Genomic DNA, 16,557 nt, shown 5'->3' on the forward strand with positions numbered 1-16,557 from the left:
GCCTCATGGGAACACCAGATCGAGATTGCGCCAGTCCTTGGTCGCCGTGGCGCAATTGCTGGCCCAGTCCGGCGAATAGTTCACATGATCGGGCACCTGCACCGGCCAGAAGCAGGTGACGTAGCAGTCATAGATGTCGCGCTCCACCGGCTGGCAGAGGCCCGCCGTGCCGCCGCCGGCGTCCACTTCCCATCCCGGCGAGAAAGACAGGGTGCAACCCATCGGCACATGCGGGCGAGGCGTCTGCTGCAGGGCGACGACGTCCTCCTCCATGTCGGACGGCGTCGCGCCGGAAGCAGCGGCGGCCTCCATGGCCGCTTCCATCTGCGTCACGGCGGCATCGATGCGCCGCGCCTTTTTGTTGATGGCACGAAGATGCTTCATGACAGCCCCTTTCGTTCAGCGAAACGCTCGAGAAAACCGGGATTTTTGACAGCCAGCTCGCCATAGATATGCAGGCAGGTGTCGGTCCATTGCCGGATCCAGTCGCAATAATGGAGATTGGCGTGGCCGGTATCGCCGTACCGGACGAAGGCCTCATGATGACAGCCTCCGGCGCAGAGGGGCCGCGCCCAGCAGCTTTGGCAGTCATATTTGGCGGCCACATGGCCCCGGCTGAGAAAATCGCCCTGCTTGGTCCGGTCGATGCCGCTCGACACATGGCCCATCACATGGGTGTCGGCATCGGTAAAACGGTGGCAGGGCGACAGGTCGCCCGAAGGGCTGACCCCCATCAGCCCCATGCCCGCGCCGCAGGGGTGCGATTTGTTGACGCCCGCAATCAGTTCGCTGATCGTCTCGCTGACATTGGTGAAGCCATGCACTTCCCCGCGCAGCGCAAATTCCAGCCATTCCTGCGCCAGCAGGTTGAATTGTGCCAGCACGCTGTCCATGCCGCCTGCATCGATGGAATAGGCCCGCGTCTCGCCCGTGGTCACAGGCGCAAAGCCGACCTCGTGAAAGCCGAGATCATCCTTAAGATGCCGGAATATCCGCACGACATCCGTAACGCCTTCGGTCAACGTCACGCGAGCGGTGACGGCACGGGTCCGGTGATGGGTGATAAGCGTGCGCAGTCGGGGCTCGATCACCGCGTAGCTGCCCTTACCGTTTTTATAGACGCGATGCTTGTCCTGCAATTCGGGCGGGCCGTCCATCGAAACGGTGACGCCAATCCTGTTGTCGGACAGGAAGGTTACAATCTCCGGCGTCAGCAGCGTGGCGTTGGTGGTGAGACTGTAGGTAATCCCCTTCCCTGCCGCCGCAGTGGCAGAATTGGCATAGTCCACCACGTCCCGCAAAAGCTTGAAGTTCATCAAGGTTTCGCCGCCGAAAAAGGTGATGTGGACCGATGGTCGGCCGGCGGCTTCGGCGATCAACAGATCGACCGACGCCTTCGCGGTCTCGATCGTCATATATTTAGGCTTGCCGGCCGGTGTAGCGATCTTGTCCGCGCCAAATTCGTAGCAATAGGTGCAGGCGAGATTGCATTGGTTGGTGATGTTGAGCACCAGCGCCTGAAGCGGGAAATCGGCCGGCGGCGCTTCAGGCACTGAAAGCGGGGTGGCGCCCAGATGGATCAGCTGCGCCGCCCGCAATTCGCGCACAAGCGCTTCCGCAGCAGGCAGGTCACCGCCCTGATCCGCCAATTCGCGCACCAGCGACGCATGGCTGAGTTCCTTACCGCCGATGCGGTCGAGCACGTGCTGCACCTGTTCATCGATCTCGAAGATCGCACCAGCGCTCACAAGATAGACGAAAGCGCTGCCCCCTGCGGAAAAGCCATGATATTCGGCGCGGCGGTAGGTCGGCGTATGCACCGCGTTCATTGCGACACCTCCGGCTGGTCGAAACGTTGGTACATGGGCACGGTGACGACCAGATAAGATCGTGCGCTCAGCGGCTTGCCGAACTTGTCCTTTTCCCGCTTCGCGGTAGCGACGACCCAGACCTCACCATAATTGTTGCGGCTGAACCGCCGCTCGGGATTGGGGCCCTCCAGTCCAGGCGTGAAGAAGGCGGTCGGGCTGAGCGCGCCAACATATTTCATGTCGTCATCATAATAGACCGACATGAATTCCTGCATGGACCAGTTCGCATCGACCGGGCCGATGGTGACATCGTCGCTGGTGCCGGGCTTGCCGTCCACGCCGTTGTCATAACCCACCGCCTCGAACTGCTGATAGCCCTTGGGGAATTTCGTCCCGCCCAGCCGCGCCAGGCTGGTTTCCGGTGTGACCTTGAGATAATCCACCGCGCGATAGACGGGGAACGCCTTTTCCAGAACCGCGCCGCCAATGCCAATGTCGCGCTGGCCGGCTGGTGCGCTGGCTGCCACGTCGACCATCAGCACAGCCTTGCCGGGCGTCGCCGACACGACTTTTGCGACGGTGACACCCGAGCCCAGATCGATATCCGGAGCGGTCAGCGAAACCGGCAGATTATGCCCCCAGATGGTGACTTCCACGCCTTTGGTTCCGGCCTTCACAGCACCCGGCGTCACCGCCAATATGGCGGGCGCTGCGGTCGCGCGAACCAGCTTCACGTCATACCCGAATTCCTGGTACTCGCCCCAGAACCAGCGCCCATCGGCATGCTGCTGGTCGGGCGCGAACCACAGCGTTTCCCGCGCCGCGCTGTTCAGGTCGTCAGGCTTGCTCGCCGCGGCCCCGCCCTTCGAGGAGCCGCGCCAGCTATAGCCGGAATAGACCAGTCCCTTGCCGTTCCGACTTACGGTGGCGCCATTGGCTAGCGAGGTGAGTGACGCGCTGGTCGTGAACTCATCCTTCGCTTCGCCTGGCGACACCGTCATCGTGCCGACGAACCGACCCTGGCCAGGCACCGAGGCCACCACCAGCCATTCGCCGGCCAGTCGGGGCGCACGCAGGCGCGAACTCCAGGCCGCCCATTCGGGGGTGTGGAGTCCTGCCACCTTGGGCAGATAGGTCAGCGCATATTCCCCGCGCGTCAGCTTGTCCTTGGGGTCGCGGCCGGCCGGTTGCTCTGCGTCCTCGGCCGGGCGGCGATATTGCGCGTCGGCCTGCGAATAGAGAGCGACGTGCATGTCCTGCAACGTCTTCCATTCGAGCTTCGAGCGCCGCCAGGACAAGGGCTGGGCATAGGCATGGCAACTTGCGCAGGCGCCCCGCATCGTCTCGTTGGGCAGCACCTCGTCGACGATGCGCTTTTCGGGCAGGTACATGACCGGCCGCGCTTCTTCGGGCGCCAGTCCATGCGAGGCGGAAAGCGACTTGACGATTGCGCGCGATTCGTCGGGCGTGATGCTGAGGCCGTTCAAGCGCACCATGCGTTTGATCGCCTGCGCCCAGCCCTCCGGCGTTGTGCGCACCCAGCTTATGCGGGACAGGTTGCCTTTCGCGTCCGGCGCATGGCAGCTGCCGCATTTTTCCGTGGCCAGGGGATCTGTGACAGGAATGCCCTCTTCGGTCTCCTTCATGGTCGCGCCCCCAGGCCCGCCATCTGCCTGGGCAAGCACGATCGATGAGGAAAACAACGCCAACATGCCGAACTTCAACCGAAGCTGCTTCACCCTGGTGCCCCCCAAAATGGCGTCCGGTCTTTTGCCTGGACGCAGCCGAGCTTAGCCGGGAGCTTTTTTCCGGGCTCCCTGATCGGCATGACGAACGGCCCCATGCCGATCCGCCATAAATCTTGACGATCATCAAGAGTTTTTCACGGCAAGTAAAGAGGGTGTTGGAGATAGGATGTTCAGGCGAACATTTCCGGCACGATCGGCAGGGTCCGGATGCGTTTGCCGGTCGCTGCGTGTAGTGCGTTGACCAGCGCCGGAATGACCGGTGGCAGGGCAGGTTCGCCCATTCCGGTGGGCGGATAGTCGGTCTTCACGAACTCGACGATGATCCGCGGCGTGTCGCTGATGCGCTGCAAGGGATGCGTATCGAAATTGGCCTGCTCGACCGCCCCCGCGACCTGCGTGATCTTCTGCCCCGCCAGTGCCTGACCCAGGCCCTCGATGACCGACCCCTGCGCCTGATGCAGCGCGTTCATGGGATTGATGATCTGGCTTCCGACATCGCCGGCGACCCACACGGTCGCAACCTTCGGCATGCCGTCGACCAGCGTCACCTCCAGCACCTCGGCGAAATAGCCCATATGGCTATGGTAGAAGGCAAAACCCTTGCCATGTCCCTTGGGAAGCCGGCCACGGTCGGCCCAGCCGCTCATCGCCAGCACCTTTTCGATCACGCCCTTGGCCCGGCCGGTCAGGAAGGGTGGCGCATTGGGGCCGCGCGGCAGCGCGCGCGGCTGGGCGAGCAGTTCCAGCATGAGCGTCGGCAGGTCCTTCCCCGCCGCTTCCGCCACTTCATCAAGGAAGGCCTGGGTCACGAACGCAAGCGCATTGGAACCGGGAGCACGCAGCCAGCCGGTCGGCATGTTGGTGGCGAGAAAACTCTGTTCAAGCAACACCGTGTCGATGAGGCCGGCGGGCAGTTCGTGCGCCGGCATGTCAGCCGATCGCACCGGCTTGCCGTCCTTGCCGAACGTCACGAAATGATCGTGGAAGGCCGTGAGCTTACCGCTCCTGTCCAGCGCAGCGCGGAAACCATGCCAGCCTGCCGGACGATAGAAATCCCGCTGGACATCCTGCTGCCGGCTGTAGAGCAGCTTTACCGGCACACCCGGCAATTGCGCCGCGATGGCGGCCGCCTGCACCATATAGTCGTTCATCAGCCGCCGGCCGAACCCGCCGCCGATCCGCGTGAAGTTGATGCGGATATTGTCCGGGGCCAGGTTCAGCGCCTTGGCCACAAGTCCGCGCCCGCTTTCCGGATTTTGCGTCGGCGCCCAGATCTCGATCGCTCCGTCCTTGAACAGGGCAGTGCAGTTTTGCGGCTCCAGCGTGGCATGCGCCAGGAAAGGATAGTCATAATGCGCGCTGACCGTCCTGGCCGCCGTCGCGAACGTCGCTTCCACATCGCCGCTGCGCAGGATGTCGCCATCCGCCTTGCCCTTCAGCCGCTCGGCGGCCTGTGTCGCATAGGCTTCCGTGGAAAAGCCGCCGACAGCGCTCATGTCCCAATCGATTTTCAGCGCATCGCGCGCCCGATTGGCGCTCCACCAGCTTTTCGACAGGATGGCGACGCCATCGAACAAGGATTCCGGCGTGCCGTCACCCTTGATCGTCAGCACATGGGCGACACCGGGCATCCGGCGCACCGCGTCCAGATTGGCGGACTTCAACGTGCCGCCAAAGGCCGGGCAGGTTTCCAGCACGGCGTACAGCATTCCGGGCAGTTTGAAGTCGATCCCGAACAGCGGCTTGCCCGCGACGATCGCGGGGGTATCCACTCCGCCGATGGATTGGCCGATGATGCGGAAATCCTTCGGATCCTTCAGCGTCAACGTCGCGGGGTCCGGCGCCGGCTGCCTGGCGGCGGTGGCGGCCAGCGATGCGTAGGTCACGCTGCGGCCGGACGCCGGGTCGATCACCTTGCCGCCGCGCGTCACCAGGGAGGCGGGATTGACGCCCCAGCCTTGGGCGGCCGCGGACACCAGCATCGCGCGGGCGGCGGCACCGGCGGTGCGGGTGGGCAGCCATTCGCGCGGCGTGGTGCGGCTGCCGCCCGCACTTTGCCCGCCAAATATCTTCTGATCGGCATGGGTCTGCTCGATCGTCACCTGCGCCCAATCGACATCCAGTTCTTCGGCGATCAGCATCGGGAGCATCGTTTTGGCGCCCTGGCCGATCTCGGCATTTTTCGCGCCTATGACGACCCGGTTGTCAGGGAGTATCCGAACGAACGCGGTCACGACCTGCGCCGCGGTTTCCGCAGCATCCGCCAGCGGAATGCTAAGATCGAACAGCAATCCGCCTCCCGCCAGCAGCGAGGCGCTGAGGAACTTTCGGCGCGACAGGTCGGGCGCGTTCATGCCTTGGCTCCCGCCCTGGCCGCATCCTTGATCGCATCGCGGATACGGACATAGGTCGAGCAGCGGCACAGATTGCCCGTCATCGCGGCATCGATATCGTCATCGGTCGGTTGGGGATTGCTTGCCAGCAGCGCAGTCGCGCTCATGATCTGCCCCGCCTGGCAATAGCCGCATTGCGGTACGTCCAGCTTTACCCAGCTTGCGGAAATCCGTTTTCCGGCATCGCTCTGCGCCACAGCCTCGATCGTGGTGATGGCCATGCCCTGCGCTTCGCCAATCGGCGTCTGGCAGGCGCGTGCCGGATTACCGTCAAGATGAACCGTGCAGGCACCGCATAGCCCGGCGCCACAGCCGAACTTGGTCCCGACCATGTCGAGATCCTCGCGCAGCGCCCACAAAAGGGGCTTGGCAGGATCAGCCTCCACCGTCCGCACCCGCCCGTTGACTTTGAGGTTGATCGCCATTGCCGTCCCCGCTTTGCAGCACCCAGGCAATGGGTTGACAAAATGACAGCCGTTGTCCAGCCGTTTTATATGCGGCTTGCGCACATGCGCCGCCGAGCGGCTCCCATACATCGATAATCGAGCTGACCCGTCCAACCGCTCCTAAGCGAAGAGGTGAAGAAGGTGCTATCGATGTCGCGTTCATGGGATAGCGATGTCGGAGAGAAAATCTCGAGGGAAAGTCCCTCCGACATGCGAGGTGGTTTTTGGCTGCGCGCTTCGATGTCTTAGAAGGCGAACTTCATCCCGATATTGGCCGATGCCCGCCGATCATCCTCACTATAGGTCTGGGCGGCGTTGGCGAACAGGGAGAGGGTGGAACTGACCCGCATCTCTGCGCCGCCGCTGACGCTGCCGACCAGTCCGCCACGGCGCGCGCCAAGCGAGAGCAGGTTCAGGTTCGAGCCTGCAAAGCCTCCCAGCGCCTCAACGCCGCGGCCCTTCAGCTGATATTGGACACCCAGCCGCACGAACGGACGGAATGACGCGTCCGACGCCCGGCTGCGGCCAAAGGCGATGCCGCCATCGGCGAACAGGGCATCATGCTCGTCCTTCGCAACGTCGAGCGCCCAGACGGTGCCATTGTCTTCGCGCACGCCTGTGCGGGTCGTCGCGACATAGGTCAGGCCGATGTCCGGCTGTGCCGCCCAATCGCTGCCCAGCACCGCTTCATAGGAGAAGGACAGATCGCCCACCCAGTTTTTGAGGCGGTAGCGGCCATGCGCCTTGCCGCCATCGGGCGTCAGGCGATCGGTATCGGCATCGAGCTGGTGGTAGGCCAGCGTCGCGTCGAACCGCAGCGCACCCGTCGCATAGCTGCCCGCAACGCCGACGAACCAGCCATCGGCGTCGGTTTGCGATCCCAACTGGCGCAGCGTCTGACGCGAGTCCAGATAGCCGCCAAAGCCCGCGATCGACCAACGATCCGTGCCGATGCCCAGACCGCCCAGCAGGCCATAGCTGCGCGAACGGCTTGCCGACAGACCGGCCCCGTCGTCGGCCGCGATCCGACCGAGGCCACCCAGATACTGGCCGATGCTGAATGCGCGCGGCGCGTCGTCGCCCGACAGCCGGGCAATGCTGCGCGTGGCATTGGCGATCGTCAGGCCATTTTCCACACCCATCTGGGTCGCAGAGGCATAAGGTTCAGCAGTCAGGCGCGCGAATGCCGCGCTGTTCGATGCACCCGATGCACTCGCCAGTACCGGCAGCGCGTCGATCAGGCCATCGCCGGCCGTACCTGCACCGATCACCCCGTTGGTATAATCGATGGCGCGCTGTAGCTGCGGCGTGAAGCTGCCACTGTTGAGGAACTGGCCGAGCAGGCGGATGCGCTTGTCATCCTGAACGATGAAACCGAACAGGCTGTCGGACTTCACGATGCTGGTATAGCTGCCCGATATACCGCCATTGGCGATGATGAGGTCCAGCGTAGTGCCGGGCCTTATCTGCTGATCGGCGGTCAGGACGAGGCCAGCGCCCTGCGCGATCGTCAGCGTGCCGGAAATCAGCAACTGATCGGACAGAGTCGGGCTGATCTCCATCAGCGTGGTCGATCCGCCCGCCAGCGCGACATTGCCGGTCACGGTCATCGTGCCGGGCGATGCGCCTGGGCTGAGCGTCCCTGCGACATTGATATTGCCGATCACATGGCCAGCGGACCCGAACGTCGCCCCCTGGCGCACCCAAATGCTGTCCGCGCGGATGGTGGAGCCGGCAAGCCCCACCAGACGTCCGCCGTCCAGGTCGATCGTGTCGAAGCCGAAGTTGCCCGAATAGCTGACATTGCCGGTGCCGATCTGGGAGAAGCGCTCGAAATTGACGAACTGGTCGGCATTCACCGCGCCGCCGCCGGTGGCATCGACGATGAAGCTGTCAGTGCCAGCGCCGCCATCAACCGTGCCTTGTACGATCGCGCTCGCCAATTGGGTGAAACTGTCGTCGCCGTCGCGCAGATAGACATCGCCGATGATCGTGCCGCGATTGACGATCACATCGTCGCCAAAGCCCAGGTCAATCGATCCGACAATCGTGCCGCTGTTGGTAACGCGGTCCGCCGCAACGCCGACCGTCTGGATCGCCCCGGCCAGATAGGGATTGCCGCGCCAGAGGGCGAATTGGTCGGCATCGCCGAGGGTCGTTCCCGCGCCGCCCCTGATCGTACCGGCATTGTCGAGCGTCAACGCCGCACCGGTCGCCACGACAGCGGTGGACAGGTCGCCCGTTGCCTCGATCATGCCGCCTGCCGCGTTGGACAGGGTCAAACTCGTTTCGTCATTGCCAGTGAGGGCGATAGCGGCTGACGGCGTCGTATAGATAAAATCGGCGGCTCCCCAATAGGAATAGGTTTCGGTCACCCCATCCCCATTGGCGCGGATCGTACCGCTGTTGGCAATATGGGCAGCATCGCTCGTGTTATACCGGTTCAGCCAAAGGCCGACCGCAGCGCTTGCCCCGCCATCCGCTTCGATCAAGCCGCTGTTGTTCAGCGAATAATTTCCACTGCTTATCCCGGTATAGCGATCGTTGATAATTGCGAAGGCGTTGCCGGTATCAGCGCGGATCGTTCCATTATTATTCGCCACCACATTGCCAGAATTTTCTCCGGCAAAGGTCGCGACGATGTTCATGTTTCCATCGACGAGGCCGCTATTCGTTATTTCGATGCTGCCTGCCACATCATTGGCGAAGGCAGCGTTCACTGTCATATGGCCCACAATCCGCCCATCATTGCGAAGGTTGACGGCGGAAATACCCTCGCCAAACAGATTGACCGCACCAAAGGCGGAGCCGGTGATCGTGCCGCTATTGGCGAAGTTGAGATCGCCCTGATAACCATATTGACTGACCGCTGCCATGCTAGTGGCACCGCCGATACCGATGCTCCCCTGATTTTCAAAAGAGGTGGTCGTGCCGGCAAAACCGCCGTTCACTGTGCCGCGATTGACAAAGGACGCCAATTTTCTGGGAAGATAGGCGGCAAAAGCTTCGGAAGAGTAATAGGGAATGCCCGTCGACACGGTCCCGTCGAGCATAGCTAAGTTGACGATCGTTCCTTCCCCGCCGACAAACAGCGTATCAGCTGACGTTGCCGACGCATTGATCGATATGGTTGCCCCTGCCTGTGCCAACAGATAATCGCGCTCGAACCCGATGTCGGGACGGCCGCCCAGCATGACTGTGGCGTCCTGCGTAAAGACGCGACCGAACATGTCCTGGCCGGCACCGCCATCGATCGTACCGGTCACACCAAGATCGTCGCTGATCTGCAGGAACATATCGTTCCCACTGCCAAAACGCAGATCGCCTTCGATCGTACCACCATCGGCAATGTAGAGGCCTGAAGCGCCATAATAATCGACGCCGAATTGGACATCGCCTTTGATGGTGCCGGCATTGCGGATTTGACCATTGCCCAGAGCAATAGCTGCACCAATACCACCACCCTGGATAACGCCATCGGCCTCATTGCGGATCGAAACGAGATTATAAGAGCCGGTGATCGCTGCGCCGTTAGCGCTACGGATCAGGCCATTGTTCGTCAGATCAGCGCCGGAGACGAGATAATTATATACGACAGCCGCCCCGCCCATATCGATCGTGCCGTTGTTGATGAGCACATTGGCGTTGACGACACCTCGCGACGTCCCGTCGCCATTGGCAGCCTCCCGGATGATGCCGCCATTGATCACCTTCGCGTAGTCGTAAGACGAATAGACACCGCCACTGAAGGCATCGGCATGACTGACTTCGATGACGCCGCTGTTGATCAGGGTGCCGCCACCAGCCACAGCCGTCAGCCGGTAATATTGACCGCCCGTCGCGCGCACCGTTCCGGCGTTTTCAAAGCTGTTACCTGTGCCGAGGGCAATAAGGGGCGCGCCAAAAGCATAGGGGTCGGCGATCGTCTTGGACAAGGTGCCGTGACTCACCAGCGTAATGGCATTGGCCAGCGTTTGCCCCTCCGCATCGGTGAGGTAGGAGGCGACATTCATGCGGATCAGCGGATCAGAAAGGCCGCCGTTCATATCCGCCGTCAGATCGACGCTGCCCTGACCGGCGAAGACCAGCGTGTCGGCCGCTGTGGCCGATCCAGTGAGGTTCAGCGTGCTACCGGGAGCCAGATCATAGCCCTTGCGCGAGAATATGCCGACCTTGCCGACGTTCGTCGCGATCGTTCCGTCAATGACATAACGAAGATTTTCGCTACCGTTGCCGGTGACCACGCCGCTGATTCCAGAAAACAGGCCAGGGCCTTCATTCACGAAACTGGTCACCAGCGTGTCATTGCCACTGCCCAGGTTCAAGTTGCCGTTCAATATGCCACCCGCACGCGCGATAAATACATTACCGGACATCGTGCCGGCGTAGCCGCTGCCGAAATCGACATTTCCTTGGATCAGGCCCGCGTTGGAAATCAACGAACCGCCTGAGCCGGGATAAAGGGAAGACTGACGGACAGCCGCCGTGCCGCCCTGTACGACGCCACCAGCTTCGTTGTAGAGAATAGCGCCATAGCCGAATTCCAGCGCCGCCCCGTCCGACGTGATGGTCCCGCTGTTGACCAGGGTGGAATAATAGAGACGAGCGCCAATGCTATGCCCCTCTATCAGTCCGCTATTGGATGAGCGACCCTGATAAGCGTTGCTCAGATCTGCGCCCACACCGTTCGTGGACTTGATCGTCCCACTATTGGCGAGGGCTATCGTTGTGCTGACTGCCGTCCCATCGGCGATAATGGAACCGCTGTTCGCAAGCTCATAGCCTCTGGTGAAGCGAACGGCGTTGCCACCGGTCGCGGTGATCGTTCCCGCGTTGCTGAAATAGGCTTCATTGCCCAGGTCCACCGCAAACTGGCCGGGATTGTCGAGGCGGGCCCGGATGTCGCCTTCATTACGAACAGTCAGGCCGCCTGACGCATTATTGTCGCTGACCAATGCCTGTCCGTCAGTGTCGATCAAGCCCTGATTGGTGAAGCGGTCTTCCGGATTGTAGAATGAAGGGTCTCCTCCGCCGACCGCGATAGTGTTGTTCGAGGTGAAGGCCGAACCCAGGGTCAGGGTTGAACTCCTGCCGACCCACAGGGCAATCTGCTCGAAACTTGCGGGCAACGCAGTTCCTGCATTGAGGGTCGTGTCCGCATCGAACAGATAACGCAGTGTATCCACACCACCGCCAGCATCCAGTCGACCGGTGATGGTGCCGATGCCGGCACTATCAGCGATGAACACGTCATTGCCATCACCAAGCAATAGATCGCCGTCAATCACCCCCGCCCGATTGTCGATGATGCTGCCGCTATATGGATTGCTAGTGGTGGACACGACATTGCCGGTGATGGTGCCGCTGTTGGTCAGTAGGATACGGCCACCGGTTTCAATCGCGTTGCCCGCGCTTTCGATGCGGCCAGCATTGTTGATCGACAGATAGGCTGGCGCGGTTATAGCCGCGCTCGACGCGCTGCGAATGATCCCGGTTGCACCATTATCTAGGTAGAAGATGGTATTGCCGGCAATTGCGGCGCCCGAACCCAGATTTTCAATCGTGCCGGTATTTTCGACATAATTGCCCGGATTGAAGTTTCTATACTGGAGAATGGTAGCCGCGGCTCCGCTTGAACGAATGGTGCCGCCGTTTGCAATTGTGCCTTGGCCATAGTAAGAATAAGCGGCAGGTAAATCGCTGATTGCGCTATCCGCGCCGCCGTCAATTAGCCCTTCATTGTTGAGCGAACCGACCTGACCTGAAATAGCACCAATAACGCCAGTCGCCCTGTTTCGAATCCAATCGAAGCGACCGCTTGCCGAGTCATTGCCGCGCAGGGCGATACCGCTGGTCCCGCTTATTGTCCCGCTATTGTCGATCGTAACCCACGCCCAACCGCTAGAATATTCCCCGATCGGATTTACTTCAACGCCCACATCGCCTTGAATCGCACCACCCTGTTCGACGACAATCGCGCTTTGCGTCCGAAGGCCGTAAGAGTAATCGGGAGAACCCGGCTGACTGGAAGCAACCATAATTCCGGCAGCGGTGCCTGATACTGTCCCACGCACGATGATCGTGGACGTGGCAGCCTCGTAACTGTCCGTTCCGGCCGGCGGCATAACCATGATGCCACCACGCCCAGGCCCGGAAACCACGGCACCGGCATCGACCACGATCTGTGCCTTGTCGACGGCCACAACCAGACCATTGGTTTCAGTGCCGCTGCAAGTTGTGATACTGTCCGCCACGGCCGGAGACGGGATGCATTGCGCCCATGCGGGGAAGGCTGAAGCGGTTGCCAGGGCGGCTACGCTCGTGCCAAGCGCCAAGGTCCAGCGACGCGCCGATATCATAGTCCCGCCGATCATTAAAAACCCCCCGAATGCAACGCCGGTGCAGCGTCAAAATTTCAATTATTACCGTGACATGGCGTGCCATCCCGTTCTTGTCGAGACGTAAAAAATTGGAGGTGAATGGAAATTTGTGATGACGATATTCATCACGGGGATCGGCGTCGCAACAACAGAATGCTCAAAATCGGCCGAGATTTTCGTTCGCTTGCCAAGACAGTGCGGTTCCACCTTGCCCATTGGGCTTCCATCAGGACGAAGCGTTCCATCCGAAGCGTGAATCACGTCTCCCGCCAAATCCCCATAGGCCGTAGCCATCGCCGCAAGGCACAAATTTCACGAATGTGAATCAAATTCCAGCGCTAAGCGGCATTTCGATCTCCTTGATCTCGATCAAATCATATCGAGGCCCGATCAAGCAGCTTCAGATAAAGCAATGAGGCCGACGCGATAATTGCTTTGAACATTGGCTGTATTGAAACGGAATAATGTCATGATTGAGCCAGATTTTGATGCGATCGTAATCGGAGCCGGATTTTCTGGCATTTACCAGACATATAAACTGCGTGAAGCCGGCTTTTCTGTCAAAGGCATCGAAGCCGCGCCCGACGTTGGGGGCGTGTGGTTCTGGAATCGATATCCCGGCTGTCGGGTTGATTCCGAAAGCCACACTTATGGTTATTTCTGGTTGGACGAACTGGTTGAAAAGTTCAACTGGACGGAGCGCTTTGCCGGCCAGCCCGAGGTTTTGAAATATATTCAAACCGCCGCAGATCTGATGGACATCCGCAAGGATTACACCTTCAATCAGCGGGTCAAGGGCGCAAAGTGGGACGACGACAACAAGTTCTGGATCGTCGAGCTCGAAGAGGGCGGGTCCGCGCCAATCACCGCGCGATTCCTGTTTTCGGCCATGGGACCACTTTCGGCGCCACAGATGCCGAACGTGCCGGGCGTCCACACATTCAAGGGTGAATGGTACCACACCGCTCGCTGGCCGCGCGATCCGGAGAGTAATTCGGGCGCGAAACTCGACTTCAGCGGCAAACGGGTTGCAGTGATCGGTACGGGCTCGTCAGGTGTTCAGATAATTCAGGAAATGGCCAAAGTCGCCGGGGAGCTTGTTGTTTTCCAGCGCTCCCCCAACTGGTGCACGCCGCTTGGCAATGGTCCGCTCCCAGCGAGTGAACTGGATCATTACAGGCGCAATCGCGAACAGTTGAACGATTTCCTGAACACCACATTTTCTGGGTTCGCACACAAGCCGATAGAGAAAAACGCAATCGACCTGTCTGCCGAAGAGCGCGAGGCGACCTATGAGGAATTGTACAAGGGGCCTGGCTTCAGGCTGTGGCAGGGCAATTATCAAGATTCACGGACGGACCCTCAGTCGAATGAACTCGTCAGTGAATTTGTCCGCAAGAAAATCCGTGAACGCGTAAAAAATCCTCGACTGGCGGATAAGCTGATACCGCAGGACCATGGATTTGGAACCCGTCGCGTTCCGCTCGAGACCAATTACTATGAAGTGTATAATCAAAATAATGTTTCCCTCGTCGATCTGAAGGAAACTCCGCTGGACCGCATCGAGCCGACGGGAATCCGGACCAGCGACGGCCAGCTCCGCGAATTCGACGTGATTATTTATGCGACGGGGTTCTACGCGATCAAGGGAGCGCTTTGCCGGTTCGAGGTGCGTGGCAGGGATGGCCGCCTATTGAACGACCTTTGGAATGAAGATGGCGTGAAGACTTATCTTGGTCTCCAGATCGCAAACTTTCCCAATTTCTTCACGCTTGTGGGGCCGCAGAACGGAACGGTCTTCTGCAATATTCCGCGTTGTTCCGTTGCGGCCGTCGACTGGGTCATGGAGATGTTGGAACACGCGCGGGAGACAGGCGTGTTGTCGATTGAGCCGACCGCCGAGGCTCAGGAACAATGGAACCAAAGCTGCTATGAACTGCTCGAAAAGTCGCTGATCTTCAAAATCGACTCCTGGTTGACCGGCGTCAACAAAAACATTCGCGGGGCTAACAAGCGCGAAGCTTTGTTCTATGCCGGAGGTAATCCAGCATTCAGAGCGTTATGCGCCGAAATTGCGGAGGACGATTATAGAGGGTTCGTCATGACCCGGATCGAAAACGAAGTGGCACCCGTCAGCAAAACGGATTTACCAGAGCTTCAACCTGCGCCTGCGGGATGAGTGCTTTAAGTGGGGACGTTCCGCTTCGAAATGCCTCCTAGAGCATGATCCGTTCATACGGAATCGCATCATGCTCTAGTTATCTTTTGTTTTCCGCATTTTCCCAGTCAGCGGACGATGCCGTCCGCTTCGAAAGACTCTAGGAGGTTGTGTCAGAAGCGGACTTCAACGTCGGCCTGTCTGGACGACCGGCTCTTGGTCGACAGCCCTCTGAACCGGACCTTTCGGACCCCGGACCTTGGAACGGGAAATCTGCGGTTGAACGTCGGATCAGGGTCCAAATCCCGGATGCCGGTGAATCATCTGCAGAGTAGCGAAGCGCGGCGCACATGGCGCCGCGCTCTATTCGTTCACGCCTTGCCAGCCACGGCTTGCTTCAATTCGCCATCCTCCGTGACAGGTGCAGTGCCTGCTTTCACAGTCGATGCCGACGATTTCGGCTTTGCCGCTGGCCTGGCCGCCTTCGGTGAGCTTTGAGCTTTCCCGGTCCTCTTTGGCTTGATCGTTTCCGCCTCGCCCCCAAGGGAAACGGCTTGATCTTTCCTGCCAGCTTTGGGCGCGGGAACGGGCTTGTCGTCGGTTGGCATAGCAATCGACAAACGCTTGCGCGCTGTTTTCTTGCCCGCAGATAGATCCTTTTTCCCCGGCTTGGCCGAGGCAGTCTCCAGAGCAGCTATCTTCCTCGTTTTTGATGCCGTCTTGGCCCTATCCGCCTTATCATTTTTTGTGCCGACATCGGCTGCTTCAGCGGCAACCTTCATGCTGGGCGGAACTGAATTGATCTTCGAAGCCGCATCCTTCGGCAAAGCGTTCTCCTTGCCGTTCTTTGTAATCTTCGTGGGCTTTCTACCCAGACCCAGCTTTTCGGCGACGGCTCGCCGGGCGTCGGAATAGGCTGGAGCGACCATAGGATAGGACTTGGGCAGATTAAACCGATGGCGATACTGATCCGGCGTCAAACCATGCTGTGCCAGATGTCGCTTCAATGTCTTATAGGGCTTTCCGTCGATCAGGCTCAGAATGAAATCGCGCGAAGCAGTACTTCTACGGATCGACACGGCGGGCGCGAATACCGGCGCTTCCGGCGCGACCTCGCTCGCAACCAAGTTCGCGGCCAACGCCGCGCGGGTCGACTTGATCAAGTCAGCCAGACCTTCGGCAGGAACCGTATTGTTGGAGACGAAGGCGCTCAGTAGCTGGACGGTGAGCGTCGTGAATTCATTGGGTGTTTCATCGGCCATTTATGCGAACCCGTGATCTAGAGGGACAGAAGCGGATACTGCGCGTGCAAGAATAAATTGTAAATGCCAGGACCAGGGTAGATCGGCCGGATGGCCAGGTGTTTCGTGTCCCGTCCCTTTCGTGCTTCCGTCCTGGACGAACACTATAGCGAAGAAGTCCCCCAATGCATCGACGGGCGGTCCATGGAGGTCATTCCGCCGGCGGACGAAGAGGTCGACACACTCTATTGACCCAGACCTACCGCACGCAGGCGCCGGGCCTGCTCCATTACTTCAAGCGTCAGACACGACATAGCGATGATGCTGTCAAACGGCGTTCAAAAGGGACCCCCGATCGGCGTCGAAGAGGGACCCCCTTT

At 60.2% G+C, this 16,557-nt stretch carries 9 protein-coding genes; 2 read left to right on the plus strand and 7 right to left on the minus strand.

The genetic code is table 11. The features are described from left to right. Nucleotides 1-3: 3 nt before the first annotated feature. From qhpC to AX724_RS07770, 6 genes are all read right to left on the minus strand, one after another. Nucleotides 4-384: a quinohemoprotein amine dehydrogenase subunit gamma gene (qhpC, locus tag AX724_RS07745; protein WP_066765075.1), complete on the minus strand. Its 381-nt coding sequence runs from the start codon at nucleotides 382-384 to the stop codon at nucleotides 4-6. After that, nucleotides 381-1,829: a quinohemoprotein amine dehydrogenase maturation protein gene (peaB, locus tag AX724_RS07750; protein ID WP_066765078.1), complete on the minus strand. Its 1,449-nt coding sequence runs from the start codon at nucleotides 1,827-1,829 to the stop codon at nucleotides 381-383. The genes qhpC and peaB overlap by 4 nt, the downstream gene beginning before the upstream one ends. After that, entirely contained in the window at nucleotides 1,826-3,550 is a 1,725-nt protein-coding gene (gene peaA, locus AX724_RS07755) for a quinohemoprotein amine dehydrogenase subunit alpha (protein ID WP_066765080.1), read from the minus strand. The genes peaB and peaA overlap by 4 nt, the downstream gene beginning before the upstream one ends. 179 nt (nucleotides 3,551-3,729) lie before the next feature. Further along, nucleotides 3,730-5,913: a xanthine dehydrogenase family protein molybdopterin-binding subunit gene (locus AX724_RS07760; protein WP_066765081.1), complete on the minus strand. Its 2,184-nt coding sequence runs from the start codon at nucleotides 5,911-5,913 to the stop codon at nucleotides 3,730-3,732. Further along, nucleotides 5,910-6,377, minus strand: a complete 468-nt coding sequence (locus tag AX724_RS07765; RefSeq protein ID WP_066765083.1) for a (2Fe-2S)-binding protein — start codon at nucleotides 6,375-6,377, stop codon at nucleotides 5,910-5,912. Before AX724_RS07765 ends, AX724_RS07760 begins: the two co-directional genes overlap by 4 nt. A gap of 266 nt (nucleotides 6,378-6,643) precedes the next feature. After that, a complete protein-coding gene (locus AX724_RS07770; RefSeq protein ID WP_156448019.1) occupies nucleotides 6,644-12,601 on the minus strand; it encodes an autotransporter outer membrane beta-barrel domain-containing protein in 5,958 nt (1,985 codons plus the stop codon). Nucleotides 12,602-13,247: 646 nt separating this feature from the next. Between AX724_RS07770 and AX724_RS07775 the strand changes: the two genes are divergently transcribed. Beyond that, a complete protein-coding gene (locus AX724_RS07775; RefSeq protein WP_082733434.1) occupies nucleotides 13,248-14,957 on the plus strand; it encodes a flavin-containing monooxygenase in 1,710 nt (569 codons plus the stop codon). 350 nt (nucleotides 14,958-15,307) lie between these two features. On the opposite strand, the gene AX724_RS22715 is transcribed toward AX724_RS07775, so the two are convergent. After that, complete coding sequence (locus tag AX724_RS22715; RefSeq protein WP_082733435.1) at nucleotides 15,308-16,198, minus strand: MucR family transcriptional regulator; 891 nt, start codon at nucleotides 16,196-16,198, stop codon at nucleotides 15,308-15,310. 105 nt (nucleotides 16,199-16,303) lie between these two features. On the opposite strand from AX724_RS22715, the gene AX724_RS24715 reads away from it, so the two are divergent. After that, complete coding sequence (locus AX724_RS24715) at nucleotides 16,304-16,429, plus strand: hypothetical protein (protein WP_269454129.1); 126 nt, start codon at nucleotides 16,304-16,306, stop codon at nucleotides 16,427-16,429. Nucleotides 16,430-16,557: the final 128 nt, after the last annotated feature.

It is taken from the genome of Sphingobium sp. CCH11-B1, from assembly GCF_001556865.1.
GTDB lineage: Bacteria > Pseudomonadota > Alphaproteobacteria > Sphingomonadales > Sphingomonadaceae > Sphingobium.

Coding starts and splice junctions, on each gene's coding strand:
- qhpC (WP_066765075.1), bottom strand. CDS start 384: ATGAAGCATCTTCGTGCCATCAACAAAAAGGCGCGGCGCATCGATGCC.
- peaB (WP_066765078.1), bottom strand. CDS start 1,829: ATGAACGCGGTGCATACGCCGACCTACCGCCGCGCCGAATATCATGGC.
- AX724_RS07760 (WP_066765081.1), bottom strand. CDS start 5,913: ATGAACGCGCCCGACCTGTCGCGCCGAAAGTTCCTCAGCGCCTCGCTG.
- AX724_RS07765 (WP_066765083.1), bottom strand. CDS start 6,377: ATGGCGATCAACCTCAAAGTCAACGGGCGGGTGCGGACGGTGGAGGCT.
- AX724_RS07775 (WP_082733434.1), top strand. CDS start 13,248: ATGATTGAGCCAGATTTTGATGCGATCGTAATCGGAGCCGGATTTTCT.
- AX724_RS22715 (WP_082733435.1), bottom strand. CDS start 16,198: ATGGCCGATGAAACACCCAATGAATTCACGACGCTCACCGTCCAGCTA.